14 protein-coding genes are annotated in these 16,942 nt (G+C 64.0%); 6 read left to right on the top strand and 8 right to left on the bottom strand.

Features of this window, described 5'->3' with window-relative positions; translation table 11 throughout:
- The first annotated feature begins 61 nt into the window (after window positions 1-61).
- The gene (locus LPW29_RS03375) at window positions 62-769 is read left to right on the top strand and encodes an arginyltransferase (protein ID WP_238626861.1); all 708 of its coding nucleotides are present in this window, start codon (window positions 62-64) and stop codon (window positions 767-769) included.
- 219 nt (window positions 770-988) lie between these two features.
- Here the strand turns inward: LPW29_RS03375 and LPW29_RS03370 are convergent, their stop codons facing one another.
- The 4 genes from LPW29_RS03370 to ampD form a co-directional block, all read right to left on the bottom strand.
- A complete protein-coding gene (locus LPW29_RS03370) occupies window positions 989-1,759 on the bottom strand; it encodes an inositol monophosphatase family protein (protein WP_238626912.1) in 771 nt (256 codons plus the stop codon).
- A 55-nt stretch (window positions 1,760-1,814) separates the two neighbouring features.
- A complete protein-coding gene (locus LPW29_RS03365; protein WP_255705777.1) occupies window positions 1,815-2,420 on the bottom strand; it encodes a histidine phosphatase family protein in 606 nt (201 codons plus the stop codon).
- An 11-nt stretch (window positions 2,421-2,431) separates the two neighbouring features.
- Window positions 2,432-3,337, bottom strand: coding sequence for a regulatory signaling modulator protein AmpE (gene ampE, locus LPW29_RS03360; RefSeq protein ID WP_238626860.1), 906 nt, complete (start codon window positions 3,335-3,337; stop codon window positions 2,432-2,434).
- A gap of 158 nt (window positions 3,338-3,495) precedes the next feature.
- Window positions 3,496-4,059, bottom strand: coding sequence for a 1,6-anhydro-N-acetylmuramyl-L-alanine amidase AmpD (ampD, locus tag LPW29_RS03355; protein WP_238626859.1), 564 nt, complete (start codon window positions 4,057-4,059; stop codon window positions 3,496-3,498).
- Window positions 4,060-4,331: 272 nt separating this feature from the next.
- Here ampD and rep point away from each other — a divergent pair, with 272 nt between their 5' ends.
- Complete coding sequence (gene rep / locus LPW29_RS03350; protein WP_238626858.1) at window positions 4,332-6,332, top strand: DNA helicase Rep; 2,001 nt, start codon at window positions 4,332-4,334, stop codon at window positions 6,330-6,332.
- Between the two features lie 241 nt (window positions 6,333-6,573).
- Complete coding sequence (locus LPW29_RS03345; RefSeq protein WP_238626857.1) at window positions 6,574-8,325, top strand: potassium/proton antiporter; 1,752 nt, start codon at window positions 6,574-6,576, stop codon at window positions 8,323-8,325.
- Between the two features lie 63 nt (window positions 8,326-8,388).
- On the opposite strand, the gene LPW29_RS03340 is transcribed toward LPW29_RS03345, so the two are convergent.
- The 4 genes from LPW29_RS03340 to groES form a co-directional block, all read right to left on the bottom strand.
- Window positions 8,389-10,893, bottom strand: coding sequence for a heavy metal translocating P-type ATPase (locus tag LPW29_RS03340; protein WP_238626856.1), 2,505 nt, complete (start codon window positions 10,891-10,893; stop codon window positions 8,389-8,391).
- A gap of 108 nt (window positions 10,894-11,001) precedes the next feature.
- On the bottom strand, window positions 11,002-11,631 hold the full coding sequence (locus LPW29_RS03335) for an OmpA family protein (RefSeq protein ID WP_238626855.1): 630 nt from the start codon (window positions 11,629-11,631) through the stop codon (window positions 11,002-11,004).
- Between the two features lie 155 nt (window positions 11,632-11,786).
- Window positions 11,787-13,436, bottom strand: a complete 1,650-nt coding sequence (gene groL / locus LPW29_RS03330) for a chaperonin GroEL (RefSeq protein WP_238626854.1) — start codon at window positions 13,434-13,436, stop codon at window positions 11,787-11,789.
- 52 nt (window positions 13,437-13,488) lie between these two features.
- Window positions 13,489-13,779 carry a co-chaperone GroES gene (groES, locus tag LPW29_RS03325; RefSeq protein ID WP_090251539.1) on the bottom strand — a complete coding sequence of 97 codons (291 nt, stop codon included), beginning with the start codon at window positions 13,777-13,779 and terminating at the stop codon, window positions 13,489-13,491.
- Window positions 13,780-14,100: 321 nt separating this feature from the next.
- On the opposite strand from groES, the gene LPW29_RS03320 reads away from it, so the two are divergent.
- From LPW29_RS03320 to LPW29_RS03310, 3 genes are all read left to right on the top strand, one after another.
- The gene (locus LPW29_RS03320; protein WP_238626853.1) at window positions 14,101-14,643 is read left to right on the top strand and encodes an FxsA family protein; all 543 of its coding nucleotides are present in this window, start codon (window positions 14,101-14,103) and stop codon (window positions 14,641-14,643) included.
- Between the two features lie 306 nt (window positions 14,644-14,949).
- The gene (locus tag LPW29_RS03315; protein WP_238626852.1) at window positions 14,950-15,531 is read left to right on the top strand and encodes a thioredoxin family protein; all 582 of its coding nucleotides are present in this window, start codon (window positions 14,950-14,952) and stop codon (window positions 15,529-15,531) included.
- 20 nt (window positions 15,532-15,551) lie between these two features.
- On the top strand, window positions 15,552-16,892 hold the full coding sequence (locus LPW29_RS03310) for a TolC family protein (RefSeq protein ID WP_238626851.1): 1,341 nt from the start codon (window positions 15,552-15,554) through the stop codon (window positions 16,890-16,892).
- Window positions 16,893-16,942: the final 50 nt, after the last annotated feature.

The following is a 16,942-nucleotide window of genomic DNA, read 5'->3' as shown; positions in this document are numbered from 1 at the left end:
GGGCCGCATACACCCCTGCGGCCCTTTTTTTGACGCCAATAGGAACCGCCGGAAAGTGCATGTGCCCCGGAACCAATCCCTGATCTTTTACGCCACGGTCCCTGATGTGTGCCCGTACCTGGGGGATCGGGATATGGTGAGCGTGTTTGCTGATCCTCAGCAGCCCATGAGTCCGGCCCTGTATGGCGGACTGATCGAACTGGGCTTTCGCCGCAGCGGCAATCACGTGTATCGCCATCAATGCCGGGGCTGTCATGCCTGCGTGCCCTTACGGCTACCAGTGGCCCGGTTCCGCCCGGATCGCAATCAGCGCCGGGTGGCCTCGCGCAATCAGGACATCACCGTGCGGATCCGCCCATCGGCGTTCGATCCGGCGCATTTCCAACTATATGAACGCTATGTGAATACCCGTCATCAGGGCGGCGGCATGGATGATCCCACGCCGGAGAGCTACTGGGGGTTCGTGGCCAGTCACTGGGGCCAGACACAGCTCGTGGAATTTCGCCTGGGCGAGCAACTGGTGGGCGTGGCGGTCACGGATCAGGTGCCCATGGGGCTGTCGGCGGTGTATACCTACTTTGACCCGGACCTGGCGGCCCGCAGCCTGGGCACACTGGCCATCCTCTGGCAAATACAGGCAGCCCGGCGCATGGGGCTGCCCTACGTCTACCTGGGCTTCTGGAACGCGCAAACACCCAAGATGGCCTACAAGATCCGCTTTCAGCCAGCCGAAGGCCTGGTGGACGGGATCTGGGGGCCGGCGCCCTGAGGGCGCCGGCCAGCCCGGAAGAGCTCGCTGGTATCGGGCACCCCAGCCGGGCGCTTCCCGAAGCGCCCCTACGCGCGCCCCTCATTTGCCCGGGCGGGTGCCGTTGCAGCCCATGCTGGTGAAGCGCCCCTTTGCGCGCCCCTCACTTGAATCGATGGGTGCCATGACCTGTACGGGTCGTTCGCGAACGACCCTGCTGGCGCATCCGATGCCCCCAGACTACCTGTTCAGCATCTTGAGGGCGGCGGCATGGAGTTCCGGCGTGGCCGCCGCCAGCGCGCTGGTGGTCTCCAGGGTGAGCGGCTGCCCCTGAAGATCGGTGAACACCCCGCCGGCCTCGCGCACCACCACCGCCAGGGCGGCGATGTCCAGGATGTTCACGTCCGACTCCACCACCAGGTCGATGCGACCCGAGGCCAGCAGGTGGTAGTGGTAGAAATCGCCGTAACCCCGGGTGCGGTTGACCCGTCGCACGATCTCCGCCAGGCCCTGCCAGCCCGGCCCGCCCGCCAGGGTCTTGATGTTACCCAGGGACAGGGTGGCGTCCTCCAGGGTGGTGACATCGCTTACCCGGATGGCCTGCTCCCCCAGGAAGGCACCCTCCCCCTTGGCGGCATAGGCCATTTCCTCGAATTCCGGGGCATTCGACACCCCCACCACCAGATCCTCACCATGGCGCAGGGCAATCTGGGTGGAAAAAAAGGGGTAACGACGCACGAAACTCTTGGTGCCATCGATGGGATCGATCAACCAGAGGTATTCCGAGTCCATGCGCTCCTGGCCGGTCTCCTCGCCATAGGTGCCATGATCGGGGAAGGCCCCGAAAATCACGGATTTGATGGCCTTCTCCGAGTCCAGATCGGCAATGGTCACGGGCGTCTGGTCCGGTTTGAGCTCCACCTCCACGCCCTGACGATAATGGCGCTGGATCACGCCCTGGGCCTTGAGCGCGGCATCAATGGCAGTCTTGAGGAATGGATTCATGAAGATCCCCTGAAAGTTTTTAAGGCCTTCAAGGTTAACACGGCTGGGGCTACCCGGCCTTTCACGACACCCGGGTGCGGTTCACGAACTCCAGCATCAACCCCCGCTCGTCGCGGCGCAGGCGGGTGAGTCCCGCATAGGGCACCTTGATGCGATACATGGCCTCCAGGGGCACATCCAGGGCCGCGCAGATGCCGGCGCGGATCACGCCCGCATGGGTCACCAGGAGCACGTGCTGACCACGGTAACGGGTTTCCACCCGCGCCAGGGCATCAGACACCCGCCCCCGGAATTCGCCCAGGGGTTCCGCCCCTTCGGGCCGGGATTTCACGGGATCCTGAAAAAAAGCCAGGTATTCATCAAGGCGGTTGAGCTTGAGGTCATCGTGACTGCGCCCCTCCCAGGCCCCGAACCCCACCTCGCGGATCGCGGGCTCAATGGCCAGGGGCAGGCTCAGACGCTGCGACAATTGTTCGGCAAAATCCTGGCAGCGGGCCATGGGCGAGCTGACCAGACGATCCCAGGGGCCACCCGGGTTCATCTGGCCACCCACCGCTTCCCACATCTGCCGCCAGCCCTCTTGTGTGAGGGGATCGTCCACCCCGCTGCCCCGATACCGCAGGCCGCCGGTCGGCTCACCATGACGCAGCAGATCAATACAGATCATTCAACACCTGATCAGGCCAGGCCAACGATGGTCAGCAGGGCCAGCACCGCCACGAAGGCGATCAGGGTACGGAACACCAGGTTGGAGGCGCTCTCCACGGCGGAACGGGCTTCCAGCGGATCCTTCATGTCCACGTCGTCCAACTGCACCGCTTCGCAGCCAGCCTCGCGCAGCAGGCGTTCGTTCTGTTCGGCCATGCCGGCCAGCGGACCGGTGAAGTTGCTGCGCAGCACCGGAAAGGCCCGGTCAAAGGTGCCGGTGAGGGCATACCCCAGGGCCACCAGACGGGCCGGGATCCAGTCCAGCAGGGCCACCAGACGCACCGCCGCCTGCCGGAAGCCGTCCTCGGCCGACTCGGCCTGCGGCTTCTCATCACCTTCCTGAGCCATGGGGGTCTGCAGCAGGTGGGAGAGCCGATAGAGCACGGCACCCAGGGGGCCCAGAATCACGAACCAGAACAGCACGGCGAACAGTCGGGGATTGCTCTCGGACAGGGCCTTTTGCAGCACAGCGCTGGAACGCTCGGCGGCATCGTCGGGCACGTTATCCTCACCCAGCAATTCCCGGGCGTGCTTCAGTTCACGGTCCTCATCCTTCATGGCCCCCGCCTCCAGGTAGGCATCCACCTGCCGGTTCAGATCCCGGGGCCCCAGGCAGAACAGCAGCACGATCAAACCCAGCAACAGCCCGACAAGACCGGCCAACAGCCCGCCCAACAGTTGGAAGATCACGGCCACGATGACCAGCGGCACGGCCAGGGTCACCACGAGGGCGGCCGTACCTCCCAGGCCAAAGCCCTCTGCGCGTGCCCGAATCATGCCGGTGAAGCGGGGCAACCACGTGAAGCTCCGCAGGTTCTCAATGGCGTGGGTCAGACGTTCCACAACGACAGCGATGAGAATGGTGATCAGAGACATGGTGGATTTCCAAGGTTAAGAGGGTGAACAAAGTTTCGTTGTTCGAATTTCTGCATGCAAGGTCAAACAATAGCAAAATCCCCCCCGCGGGTTTACTAAATCCCGATCACTTGATCTGGTTTCGGGAAACACCACAAACCCAAGAAGGCAACCTGGGTTTACCCCTTGTGGCAGGGCCTGCCCAGGCACGCCTCAAACCATCGCCAGTCAAAGCAGGGCCCGGGATCCGTCTTGCGCCCCGGGGCAATATCCGAGTGCCCGACAATGGGGGCGCCTTGCAAGCCCTCATAGTGTTTTCCCAGCACCTCAATCACCTCGGATGCGCGCTCATACTGCACCGCAGCAAAGGGGGCATCATCTGCGCCCTCCAGTTCGATACCGATGGAAAAATCGTTACAACGTTCGCGCCCTGCAAACCGGGAAACCCCGGCATGCCAGGCCCGCTCATGAAAAGGCACATACTGGACCAGCGCACCCTCCCGACGCACCAGCAAATGGGCCGACACCCTGAGGGTGTGGATCTGTTCAAAATAGGGATGGTCGGCGGGGTCCAGGGCGTTGGTAAACAAGCGGTCGATCCACGGCCCGCCGAACTGCCCGGGGGGCAGGCTGATGGCATGGATCACGATCAGTTCGGGGGCCATGCCCGGCGGGCGTGGGTCGTGGTTGGGAGAGGGGATGTGGGTGGCGGGGTGGAGCCAGCCCTGGGGGGTAATGTGCATGCAGTGATCCTTGGGCATCATCGGATTCATGGATCATCGATGATACCGCCCCCTCACCCCAACCCCTCTCCCCGCCGGGGAGAGGGGCTCTATTGCTCCCTTCCCCCCTCAGGGGAGAGAGGCTCTATTGCTCCCTTCTCCCCTCGGGGGAGAAGGGCCGGGGATGAGGGGGAGACGGCGGGCACCGGCGCAACGACGACAACCCACGCCTGTCAGCCGACCGGCCTCGCGGGTACAATACGACGCCCCCTGCCCTTCGCCCCTGGCGCCCCATGGATACACTCAACCCGCAACAACGCGCCGCCGTCGAGTACGTGGACGGTCCCCTGCTGGTGCTGGCCGGTGCCGGCAGCGGCAAGACCCGCGTGATCACCCAGAAGATCGCCCACCTCATCCGGGACAAGGGCATGGCGCCGCGGCATATCGCCGCCATCACCTTCACCAACAAGGCCGCCCGGGAGATGAAGGAGCGGGCCGGCAAGCTGCTCTCCCGGGAGGAGAGCCGGGGACTGACGGTCTCCACCTTCCACACCCTGGGGCTGGACTTCATCCGCCGCGAGATCCGGCAACTGGGCTACCGGCCTGGCTTCACCATCTTCGACGCCGCCGATGCCCTGTCCCTGCTCAAGCAACTGACCCATCGCGATGACGAAGGGGTGGAGGTGGAAGCCGCACGGCATCGGATCAGCCGCTGGAAAAACGACCTGATCAGCGCCGACGCGGCCCTGTCCCACGCGGCCGACGAGGTGGAGGCCGGCCAGGCCCGCCTGTATGCCGCCTATCAGCGGGCCCTGAAGGCCTATAACGCCGTGGATTTCGATGACCTGATCATCCTGCCAGTGCGCCTGATGGAGGAAAACCCCGAGGTGCGCGAGCGCTGGCGTCATCGCCTGCGGCATCTGCTGGTGGATGAGTACCAGGACACCAATGCCTGCCAGTACCGGCTGGTGAAACTGCTGGTGGACGTGGAGGGGGGTCTCACGGCGGTGGGTGATGATGACCAGTCCATCTACGCCTGGCGCGGTGCCCGCCCGGAGAACCTGGTCACCCTGCAGGAGGACTTCCCGCGCCTGAAAATCATCAAGCTGGAGCAGAACTACCGCTCCACCAACGTGATCCTGCAGACCGCCAACCGATTGATTGCCAACAACCCTCACGTGTTTGAAAAACGCCTCTGGAGTGGCCTGGGCAAGGGGGAAGCGATTCGCATCCTGCCCTGCAAGGACGGTGAGCATGAGGCCACGCGGGTGGTGTCGGAAATCATGAAGCACCGTTTCAAGCACCGCACCGACTACAAGGACTACGCCATCCTCTACCGGGGCAACCATCAGGCGCGGGTGTTCGAGAAGTTGCTGCGGGAGAACAGCCTCCCCTACAAGGTCAGCGGTGGGCAGTCCTTTTTCGAGCGTGCCGAAGTGAAAGATGTATTGGCCTATCTGCGCCTGCTGTCCAATCCGGATGATGACAGCGCCTTCCTGCGCATCGTCAACGTCCCCCGCCGTGAGATCGGCGCTAGCACCCTGGAAAAACTGGGAGAATACGCCTCATCACGCCATGTGAGCCTGTTCACCGCCAGCCAGGAGATGGGCCTGACGGAGGTGCTGTCGAGTCGCGCCGTGGGCCGTGTGCAGGGCTTTGCCGACTGGCTGCGAGAACACAGCATGAAGGCCGGCCAGGAAGATCCGGCCCAGGTGGCCCGCACTCTGGTGGAGGACATGCGCTACGAGGACTGGCTGCTGGAACAGAGCGCCAACCCCAAGGCGGCCAGCCGGCGCATGGAGAACGTGAACGAGGTGCTGGACTGGATGGGAAGGCTCTCCAGGGAGGGGGCCGCCGGAGGCAAGAACATCGGCGAGATCGTGGCGCATATGACGCTGATGGACATCCTGGACCGGGCCGGGGGCGAGGCCGAGGCGGACGGGGTGCACCTGATGACCCTGCACGCGGCCAAGGGCCTGGAGTTCCCCTATGTGTTCCTGGTGGGCATGGAAGAGGAATTGCTGCCCCACCGGGTGAGCTTGGAGGAAGACACACTGGAGGAGGAACGCCGCCTGGCCTATGTGGGGATCACCCGAGCCCAGAAGGGCCTCACTCTCACCTATGCTTGCCGACGCACCCGTTACGGCGAGATCGTGGACTGTGAACCCAGTCGCTTCCTGCAGGAATTACCGGAAGAATTCCTGGAATGGCCGGATGCCAAGCCTCAGGACCCGGAGGAGGTCAAGCTGACCGGCAAGGCCCACCTGAGCAACCTGAAAAGCCTGCTGGGTTAACGCGACAGAACACAGTTCCACTACAGGCACCCCCTTCTCCCCCACGGGGGAGAAGGGCCGGGGATGAGGGGGTGAGGCAGGCACCGTGCCAGTCCTCGCCCCCTCACCCCAACCCCTCTCCCCTGAGGGGAGAGGGGCCTGGAGCGTGTCTTTCATCATCGGGGTGACTCACCACCGTGATACATGAGCGCTGAGCCTTATCAGGTTAGGTAATGAAACGTCCGACTGATAGAATTTGACGATGGATCTCACCAATCAGATCATTCTCATGGGCAGCCTGGTGCTGCTCGCCAGCGTACTGGCCGGCGTGATCACGCGGCGGCTGGGCGTGCCCCTGCTGCTGGTGTTCCTGCTCATCGGCATGCTGATGGGGGAGGAAGGCCCCGGGGGCATCGAGTTCAAGGATGTGCAGATCGCGCATCTGTTCGGCAGCCTGGCCCTGGCCATCATCCTCTTCGATGGGGGCATGCGCACGCCCATCTCCAGCTTCCGGGTGGGGCTCAAGCCGGCCCTGGGGCTGGCCACCATCGGCGTGATGATCACCGCCGGCCTCACCGGGGCCTTCGCGGCCTGGTGGCTGGAAGTGAACTGGATGGTGGGCCTGCTGCTGGGGGCCATTGTCGGCTCCACCGACGCGGCCGCAGTGTTCTCCCTGCTCCACTCCCGGGGGCTGGAGCTCAAGCAGCGCGTCGGCGCCACACTGGAGATCGAATCCGGCAGCAACGATCCCATGGCCATCTTTCTGACCATCGCCTTCATTGAACTCATCGTGGGCGGTCACAGCAACATGGGCCTGACGGTACTCTGGGAGTTTATCCGCCAGATCGGGCTGGGGGCCGTGGTGGGGCTGGCCGGCGGACTGGGCCTGACCTGGCTCATCAACCGCCTGGACATCCCCCAGGGCCTGTATCCGCTGGCTGCCATGGCCGGGGGGCTGAGCATCTTTGGCGTGGCCGCGATCATGGATGGCAGTGGCTTTCTGGCCATCTACCTGGCCGGCCTGCTGCTGGGCAACCGACCACTACAGGCCTCCCAGTACATCAACCGCTTTCATGACGGCATTGCCCAGCTCGCTCAGATCGGCATGTTCCTGATGCTGGGGGTACTGGTCACGCCCTCCGAGTTGGTGCCGGTGGCCGTGGATGCCCTGCTCATCGCCGCCGTGCTGATCCTGGTGGCCCGTCCCATCGCTGTCTGGCTGTGCCTGCTGCCATTTCGCTTCCCCTGGCGCGAACAGGTCTTTGTGGGCTGGGTGGGGCTGCGCGGGGCCGTGCCCATCATCCTGGCCCTGTTTCCCTTCCTGGCCGGGATTGACGAGGCGGAGATGCTGTTCAACATCGTCTTCTTCGTAGTGCTGATCTCGCTGCTGGTCCAGGGCTGGACGGTCTCATCCTTCGCACGCCTGTTCAAGCTGGAAGTGCCTCCCACCAGCCATCTGGTGCAGCGGGTGGAACTGGACATCCCCGGGCAGCAGGAACTGGAATTGGTGGGGTATCGGCTGGTGGAAACCACCCCGGTGGTGCGCGAGAAGTGGACCAGTTTCACCCTGCCCCGCAGCGTGCGGGTCGTGGCTCACCTGCGCGACAAGGTGTTGCTGGATGCCCTGAACATGCTGGATCTGCGCGCGGGGGACTACCTCTATCTCATGGCCGCTCCCCAGGATTTGAAGGCCCTGGACCGTCTGTTCGTGGCCAGCGAGGCCCCCGAACGCCTGTCGGAACGCCAGTTCTTCGGGGAGTTCGTACTCAACGGGGTGGCAATACTGGATGACCTGTCCCTGGCCTACGGAATCACCGTGCCCGAGGAGGCACGCGGACTCACCCTGGACGAGTTCCTGCGCCGCTCCCTGAACACCCAGCCGGTGGTGGGTGACCGATTGCAACTGACCGGTGTGGAACTGGTGGTGCGGGAAGTCTCGGGCAACCGCATCATCAAGGTCGGTCTCAAGCTCAGCAAGTCGCACACAAAAAAAGGGGCCCGACCGGGCCCCTAAGCATGCGAGAAGAGAAGAGAAAAGCGACACACGACTTAAATAATACTCGTTCTCATTTTCATGTCAAGCCGCCGATGACATTTTTTCTGGACGGAATCGCTTGAGCCGCAGGGCGTTGCTGAGCACCGACACCGAAGACAGGGACATGGCGGCGGCCGCGAACACCGGCGAGAGCAGCAACCCGAACACGGGATACAGCACCCCGGCGGCTACCGGCAGCAAGGTGACGTTGTAGACGAAGGCACAGAAGAGGTTCTGCTTGATGTTGCGCAGTGTGGCCCGGGACAAGGCGATGGCATTGACCACGTTGCCCAGATCATCCGACATGAGCACCACATCCGCCGACTCCATGGCCACATCCGTGCCCGAGCCGATGGCGATGCCCACATCCGCCCCTGCCAGGGCCGGGGCGTCGTTGATCCCATCCCCCACAAAGGCCACCCGGGTACTGCCGTCGCCCCGCAGGCGAGCCACCTCATCGGCCTTGCCCTCGGGCAGCACCTCCGCCAGCACCTGGTCGATGCCCAGATCCCGGGCCACCGCCTCGGCGGTGCGGCGGTTATCGCCGGTGATCATCACCACCTTCAAACCCAGGTCGTGCAAACGCTGCACCGTTTGCCGGGCGGACGCCTTGGGCGGATCGGCCACGCCCAGCAGGGCCGTCAACTGCCCGTCCACGGCCATCAGCAATGGCGTGCGACCCTGCTCCGCCAGGGACTCGGCGGCCTCACGGGCCGATTCGGCATCCACCCCCGATTCCTCCAAATAACGCCAGGAGCCGATGCACACCGCACCACCCTCCACCGTACCACTCACCCCCTTGCCAGGGAGGGCTTCAAAATCCTGCACCTCCAGCGACCCTGCGTTCGCATCGGGCGCCTGGGCGGCCCGCACAATGGCCTGAGCCACCGGATGCTCGGAGCGGGACTCCAGGGCCCCGGCCAGGGCCAGTACCCGATCCCGGGACAGCCCCCCCTGGACAACCACATCGGTGAGTTCCGGGCGCCCCTGGGTGAGGGTGCCGGTCTTGTCCATGGCCACCACATCCACATCCCTGAGGGCCTGCAGGGCATCCCCCCCGCGAAACAGCACCCCCATCTCCGCACCCTTGCCGGTGCCCACCATGATGGAGGTGGGCGTGGCCAACCCCATGGCGCAGGGGCAGGCAATGATCAGCACGGCCACGGCATTGACCAGGGCCAGGGTGAGCGCCGGGGCGGGTCCGAAAATCATCCATACCATGAAGGTAAGCAAGGCCACGCCGATGACCACGGGCACAAAATAGCGGGTGACCTGATCCACCAGATTCTGGATCGGCAATCGTGACGCCTGGGCCGACTCCACCATCCGGATGATCTGCGCCAGCACGGTGTCGGCACCCACTCGCGTGGCCTGAACGGTCAGGGCTCCCTGCCCGTTGATGGTGCCCCCGACCACCTGCTCCCCTGCCTGCTTGTCCACTGGAATGGGCTCACCGGTGATCATGGACTCATCCACCCAGGACTGCCCTTCCACCACCTCACCATCCACCGGGATGCGCTCTCCCGGCCGAACCTGGATCCGTTCGTCCACCTGTACCTGCTCCACATCCACGTCCTGCCAGGCGCCATCTCGCCACACCCGGGCGCCGCGGGGCCTGAGTCCCATGAGTTTGCGGATGGCCTCGGAGGTGGCGCCCTTGGCCCGGGCCTCCAGGAAGCGGCCCACCAGCACCAGGGTGATGATCACCATGGAGGCCTCGTAGTACACATGGACCGACTCCGCCGGTAGCACCCCGGGCAGGAAGGTGGCCACCACCGAATACCCATAGGCCGCCGAGGTGCCCAGCATCACCAGTGAGTTCATGTCCGGGACGCCACGCAACAAGGCCGGCCACCCCTTGCGATAAAAACGTAGCCCAGGGCCGAACTGCGCGACGGTGGCCAGCACGAAAAACAGCAGATACACCGTCTGGGTGCCCAGGGCACCGTGCACAGCATCGCCAAAGGCAGGAATGAAATGCCCCCCCATATCCAGCACCACCACAGGCAATGCCAGGGTGGCGGCCAGGATCACGGCACGGCGCAAACCGGTGAGTTCGGCCGTGCGCTTGGCGCGTTCGCGATCCTCTCGGTCGGGACCGGCTTCCAGGGGTTGACTGGGGTAACCTGCCTCGGTCACGCGGCCGGCCAGTTCCGAGGCGGTCACTGAGCCCGTCAGCACCGTCACCCGAGCCTGACCATTGGCCAGGTTCACTGCAGCCTCCACCACACCCGGTGACTGATCCAGCACCTGCTGCACGCGACTGGCGCAGGAACCACAGTTCATGCCCTGCACATCCAGCACCAGCGAGTCGGTTTCGACCTGATAGCCGGCGTCCTTCACCGCCTGGCGCAGGGCGTCGGGGTTGGGCAGGTCATTGTCGCTTTCGAGGGTGGCCTTTTCGGTGGCCAGGTTGACGCTGACCCGATCCACGCCAGGCACTGCGCGCAGGGCATCTTCCACGCGTCCCACGCAGGATGCGCAGCCCATACCGCCGACGGAGAGTGTCAGCTGGGAGGTATTCGGAGAGGAGGAAGAATGGGACATGGGCCGACCGGCGACTGAGTGGAGTGCTCAGGTTATGACGGATCGGCAGCTAGGGTAAATCCCCTCTCCCGCTAGCGGGAGAGGGGCTGGGGTGAGGGCCGGCGGAGTTTAGTTCACCCGCTCGGTCTTCTCGATGCGGATCTCGACACGACGGTTGGCCATGCGGCCTTCTGCCGTGTCGTTATAGGCCTGCGGACGATCCGGCCCATAGCCCACGGTCTGCATTTTATCGGCCGGCACGCCCTGGTCGACCAGGTAGTCCTTGACGGCATCAGCGCGATCCTGGGACAGACGCTCATTCAGGGAACGGGGGCCGGTGCTGTCGGTATGGCCGGAGATCATCACCCGCTCCAGTTCCGAACCCGCATCCATGATGCGACGGGCCACGGCGTCCAGCTCGGCGGTGGCCGCAGGGCTCAGTGCGTGCTTGCCGGTGGCGAACAGCACTTCGGAGCCCAGGGTGATGGTTTCATAACGCGGTTCCGGAGCCAGCTCAGGGGCAGGCGCAGGCTCAGGCTCGGCGCGCGGTGCCGGCTCAGGTGCCTCGTAGCCGGGGCAACCCTCGATGGCCAGATCCTTTTCCCAGCGTGGCGTCTGCACGCAACCACCGGAGCCGTCGCGCACCACGGTGCCCCGCGGATCCACGGTGTAACCGGTGGAGGCCGACACGGTTGAAATGCCCGTGAGCATCAGCACGGTGGCCAGCCCAACGCCACAGGTCAAAGTCATTTTTTGCATATTCTTTTCTCCTTCTTTCGTTTCGCGTCTATTACACGATACAAGATATCAGGCCCGGATGCGTAGTGGCCCGGGTCACACAACAACAAAGCCCCGCACGAGGCGGGGCTTTGCAGACTGCCAAGGGCAGATTCACGCGTTGATGACGCGGGCGATTACATCATGCCCATGCCACCCATACCGCCCATGCCACCCATGTCGCCGCCGCCCATGGCAGGCTCGTCCTTCTTGGGCAGTTCGGCCACCATAGCCTCGGTGGTGATGATCAGACCAGCCACGGAACCGGCGTTCTGCAGCGCAGTGCGGGTCACCTTGGTGGGGTCCAGGATACCCATCTCGATCATGTCGCCGAACTCGCCGGTGGCGGCATTGTAGCCCTGGTTGCCCTTGAGCTCACGCACCTTGTTCATGACCACTGCCGGCTCTTCGCCGCAGTTGTAAACGATCTGGCGCAGGGGCTCTTCCATGGCCAGCTTGGCCAGGCTGATGCCCATATCCTGATCGTGGTTGGCACCCTTGAGGTCCTTCATGCCTTCCAGGGCACGCACCAGAGCGACACCGCCGCCAGGCACCACGCCTTCTTCCACCGCGGCACGGGTCGCGTGCAGGGCGTCTTCCACGCGGGCCTTCTTCTCCTTCATTTCCACTTCGGTGGCAGCACCCACCTTGATCACGGCCACACCGCCGGCCAGCTTGGCGACGCGCTCCTGCAGCTTCTCCTTGTCGTAATCGGAGGTGGCTTCTTCGATCTGGGCACGGATCTGGTCCACGCGAGCCTTGATTTCTGCCTCGCGACCGGCACCGTCGATGATGGTGGTGTTTTCCTTGGTGACCACGATGCGCTTGGCCTGACCCAGGTCGTCCACGGTGGCCTTCTCCAGGGACAGACCCACCTCTTCGGAGATGACCTGACCGCCGGTGAGTACGGCGATATCCTGCAGCATGGCCTTGCGACGATCGCCGAAGCCCGGTGCCTTCACAGCGGCGACCTTGACGATGCCGCGGATGGAGTTCACCACCAACGTGGCCAGGGCCTCACCTTCGATGTCCTCGGCGATGATCAGCAGGGGCTTGCCGGACTTGGCCACTCCTTCCAGCAGGGGCAGCAGTTCGCGGATGTTGGAGATCTTCTTGTCGCACAGCAGCACGAAGCAGTCATCCAGCTCGGCGGACATGTTCTGCTGGTTGTTGACGAAGTAGGGGGACAGGTAGCCGCGGTCGAACTGCATGCCTTCCACCACGTCCAGGTGGTTTTCCAGGGAGGAGCCTTCTTCCACGGTGATGACGCCTTCCTTGCCCACCTTCTCCATGGCCTCGGCGATGATCTCGCCCACGGACTCATCGGAGTTGGCAGAGATGGTGCCCACCTGGGCAATGGCACGGTTGTCGGTGCAGGGCTTGGACAGCTTGGCCAGCTCCGCCACGGCGGCGATCACGGCCTTGTCGATACCGCGCTTGAGGTCCATGGGGTTCATGCCGGCGGTCACGGCCTTCATGCCTTCACGGACGATGGCCTGGGCCAGCACGGTGGCGGTGGTGGTGCCGTCACCGGCCACGTCGGAGGTCTGCGAGGAGACTTCCTTCACCATCTGCGCGCCCATGTTCTCGAACTTGTCTTCCAGTTCGATTTCCTTGGCCACGGACACGCCGTCCTTGGTCACGGTGGGGGCACCGAAGGATTTTTCCAGGACCACGTTACGGCCCTTGGGGCCCAGGGTCACCTTGACAGCGTTGGCCAGAACGTTAACGCCCTTGACCATGCGGCCACGTGCGTCATCACCAAAACGGACTTCTTTTGCGCTCATACTTGCTGGATCCTCTTCAAATGTTTCTGTTCGGGGTTTGGGGAGGGCCTGATCAGCCTTCCACCACGGCCATCACGTCTTCCTCACGCATGACGAGGAGATCCTGACCGTCCACCTTGACTTCGGTGCCGGAGTACTTGCCGAAGATGACCTTGTCACCCACCTTCAGATCCAGGGCACGGACGTCGCCGTTCTCGAGGATCTTGCCGTGACCAACGGCCACCACTTCGCCGCGGATCGGCTTCTCGGCAGCACTGTCGGGGATCACGATCCCACCGGGGCTGGTGCGCTCTTCTTCCATGCGCTTGATGATCACCCGGTCGTGCAACGGACGGATATTCATGGGCCTTAACTCCTCAAATAAATCAATTGGACGGGTTTTTCGTGTCTGTCCCGGGGGCTTGTTAGCACTCCCCCTCGGTGAGTGCCAATGATAGTAACGCACTTGGGGATGTCAAGGGGGAACAATCGACAAAAAGCTTAACGGGAACGGATTTCAATCCGTCCCCATTCACGGCAAGCCCAGAGCCCGCGGCTTGCACCCCCACTGCGCCAAGGGACGGATTTCAATCCGTCCCCGTTGACTGCAAGCCCAGGGGTCGCGGTTTACGCGCCCGTCGTGGCGCTGTTATAAACAACCCAAACCCAACGGAAACCCCTCGCCATGCCTGTCTTTCCGATCCTCCTCATCTTCTTTTTCACCGTCCCGCTGGTGGAAATCTACGTCCTGATCCAGGTGGGCGGGATCATCGGCGTCTGGGCGACGGTGGGCCTGGTGGTGCTCACCGCAGTGGTCGGCGCCGCCCTGCTGCGTCGCCAGGGCCTGGCTACGCTCACGCGGGTGCAGCAAAGCATGGATCGCGGACAACTGCCGGCCACCGAACTGGTGGAAGGCTTCTTCCTCATCGTCGGCGGCGCCCTGCTGCTCACCCCGGGGTTTGTCACTGACGTGGCGGGCTTTGCCTGCCTGCTCCCGGGCAGCCGCCGTGTGATGGCCAAGTACCTGATCAGTCGCGGCGTGTTCATGGCCCATACCCATGCCCGGAACGTGTACACCGAGTACCGGGGCCAGGGGCCGCACCCCGGGGCCGGGCCAGCTGGCGACCCGCGCCGCCCGGGGGGCGGGCAGACCATCGATGGGGAATGGGAGCGAGAGGAGGAGAACAGGCCGGAGGTGGAACCGCCGGAAAAGGATCGGGATCGGTAAGCCTCCACCCTCACCCTCACCCCAACCCCTCTCCCGCCAGCGGGAGAGGGGCTTCAATCACCTTTCCCTGCGGGGCACAGGATCCATGCCTCTTCCTCCCCTGGTGGGCTTAGAGTCCAGGACTCTCTTCCCTTGGAGAGCATGGAAACCATGACTCCCTTCTCCCCTCGGGGGAGAAGGGCCGGGGATGAGGGGAATGCGGCGGGCACAAATCCGACGACCGCCCACCCCAACAAAAACTTCTTTCCATATCTCCCGCGGATATATTAAATTGACATTCACGGATCGAACCGCAGGAGATATGCCATGCGCACCCGCCACCCCAGAACGGACCACCCCAGCCCGCCCCTGCTCATCAGCCTGCTGCTGAACCTGGCCCTCATCCTGCCCCTGGCAAGCCAGGTCGGGGCCGAGGAGCGCGACCCTTACGCGCACTTCTTCCGCACCACCTTCGGCGATTTCCAGGGGGAACTGGAACTGGCTCGGGACGAAGGCAAGAAGGGCATCCTTATCTTTTTCGAGATGGATGCCTGCCCCTTCTGCCACCGCATGAAGGACAACGTGCTCAATCAGCGCCAGGTGCAGGAGTACTACAACGCCCACTTCGCCAACTTTTCCGTGGATGTGGAAGGCGCCATTCAGATCACCGACTTCCAGGGTGAATCCACCACCGAACAGGCCTGGGCCTTTGAGGAACACGGCGTGCGGGCCACGCCGGTATTCCAGTTCTTCAACCTGGACGGCGAACCCATCGCCCGGCTGACCGGCCCCACCTCCAGTGTGGAGGAGTTCCTCTGGCTGGGCGAATACGTGGAGGGCGGTCACTATGAAGACCAGTCTTTCAGCCGTTACCGGCGTGAGCGCCAGCAGGAGGCCCGGGGCGGCTGAACTGCGTCCGGATCGACCCCATGCAACCTCAACGCACGATCCGGGTCCTGGGCCCGTTGGTGTGCCTCGCGCTGATGCTGCCCGTGCAGCCCCCCATACGGGCCAATGAACTGTCCCGCCCCCTCACCCTCATGGATGCCCTGGAGCAGGCCAGCCCGACCCATCCCCGTCTGATCCAGGGGCAGGCCCGTCAACGGTCGGCCGAGGCGGATAAAGCCCTGGCCGAGAGCCGCGATGACCTGGAGATCGGGCTGCGACTCACCCCCCGCTGGATCGAACCCAACGACCGGGCCCCCATTGATCGCCACGACGACTCCCGCGCCCTGCTCCAGGCCCGCAAGACGCTGCATGACTTTGGCCGCACCCGTCATCAGCAGGCCGCCGCCGAGACTACCCTGAGGAGCGAGACACTGGCGCTGACCGACATCCGCGCCCAGCGGCGCCTGGAGATCATGCGAGCGTATTTCCAGGTATTGCTGGCGGATCTCACCTACGCCCGGGACAACGAGGCCATGGCGGTGGAATTCGTGGAACTCAATCGATTGCGCGAGCGCCACGCCCTGGAGCAGATCTCCGACATCGATCTGATGGCCCGGGAGAATCGCTACCAGGGCGCACGAATACAACGCCATGCCAGCCTGCAACGCACCCGGGCCGCGCGCCAGCAATTGGCCTTGATCCTGGGGTATCCCGATGACATACCGGATCGCCTGCGCCGGCCTGATCTGCCAGGCAATCACCGGGATCTACCGGATCTGGAAGCCTTGTGGAATATCGCCGAGCACCACAACCCGCAACTGCGTGCCTTGCGCCTGGAGGTGGAGGCCGCCGGCCAACGCGTCGCCGCCCAGCGGGCCGAGGGCCGCCCCCTCCTGCATGCAGAGGCAGAAGCCGGCTGGTGGAGCCGGGAATTCGGTGGGGACCGCAATCCGCTGGCCCTGGGGCTGGTGCTCGACATCCCCCTGTATTCCGGCGGACGCGTGGATGCCGCCACGGCCAGGGAGCAGGCTCAACGCCTGGAGGCTCAGGCCGACCTGGCCGAGGCGGAATACACCCTGCGTCAGGACGTACTGGAGACCTGGCAGCGCATCCAGCACCTGACCACCCGACGCGAGCAGGCCCAGGTCCATGCTGATTATCGGGATTTGTATCTGGACCGCAGTCGCAGCCTGTACGAGATGGAAGTGGCCACCGACCTGGGTGATGCCATGACCCGACAGTCCGAGGCCCTGCTGCTCACCGCCGAGATCGAATTCCTGCTGGCTCTGGCCTGGGAACGTCTGGCCCTGCTCACCCGTCAACCCGGCTTCAGCCCGCTGGAATCCTCCCTGCCAACGCTCACGGGCATCGACCACGAATAGCCAACCAAGGGATCGCAACGATGGGGATAACAAACATGAGAAAGGGGGCA

Origin of the sequence: Ectothiorhodospira sp. 9100 (assembly GCF_022227565.1) — a bacterium.
Lineage (GTDB): Bacteria > Pseudomonadota > Gammaproteobacteria > Ectothiorhodospirales > Ectothiorhodospiraceae > Ectothiorhodospira > Ectothiorhodospira marina.
This window is presented reverse-complemented; position numbering and strand designations above follow the sequence as displayed.

Bases quoted from the DNA above. Each gene is read 5' to 3' on its own strand.
- LPW29_RS03320 (WP_238626853.1), top strand. From the start codon at position 14,101: ATGCCTGTCTTTCCGATCCTCCTCATCTTCTTTTTCACCGTCCCGCTG.
- rep (WP_238626858.1), top strand. From the start codon at position 4,332: ATGGATACACTCAACCCGCAACAACGCGCCGCCGTCGAGTACGTGGAC.
- LPW29_RS03315 (WP_238626852.1), top strand. From the start codon at position 14,950: ATGCGCACCCGCCACCCCAGAACGGACCACCCCAGCCCGCCCCTGCTC.
- groL (WP_238626854.1), bottom strand. From the start codon at position 13,436: ATGAGCGCAAAAGAAGTCCGTTTTGGTGATGACGCACGTGGCCGCATG.
- LPW29_RS03365 (WP_255705777.1), bottom strand. From the start codon at position 2,420: ATGATCTGTATTGATCTGCTGCGTCATGGTGAGCCGACCGGCGGCCTG.
- ampD (WP_238626859.1), bottom strand. From the start codon at position 4,059: ATGCACATTACCCCCCAGGGCTGGCTCCACCCCGCCACCCACATCCCC.
- LPW29_RS03345 (WP_238626857.1), top strand. From the start codon at position 6,574: ATGGATCTCACCAATCAGATCATTCTCATGGGCAGCCTGGTGCTGCTC.
- LPW29_RS03335 (WP_238626855.1), bottom strand. From the start codon at position 11,631: ATGCAAAAAATGACTTTGACCTGTGGCGTTGGGCTGGCCACCGTGCTG.
- LPW29_RS03340 (WP_238626856.1), bottom strand. From the start codon at position 10,893: ATGTCCCATTCTTCCTCCTCTCCGAATACCTCCCAGCTGACACTCTCC.
- groES (WP_090251539.1), bottom strand. From the start codon at position 13,779: ATGAATATCCGTCCGTTGCACGACCGGGTGATCATCAAGCGCATGGAA.
- LPW29_RS03310 (WP_238626851.1), top strand. From the start codon at position 15,552: ATGCAACCTCAACGCACGATCCGGGTCCTGGGCCCGTTGGTGTGCCTC.
- ampE (WP_238626860.1), bottom strand. From the start codon at position 3,337: ATGTCTCTGATCACCATTCTCATCGCTGTCGTTGTGGAACGTCTGACC.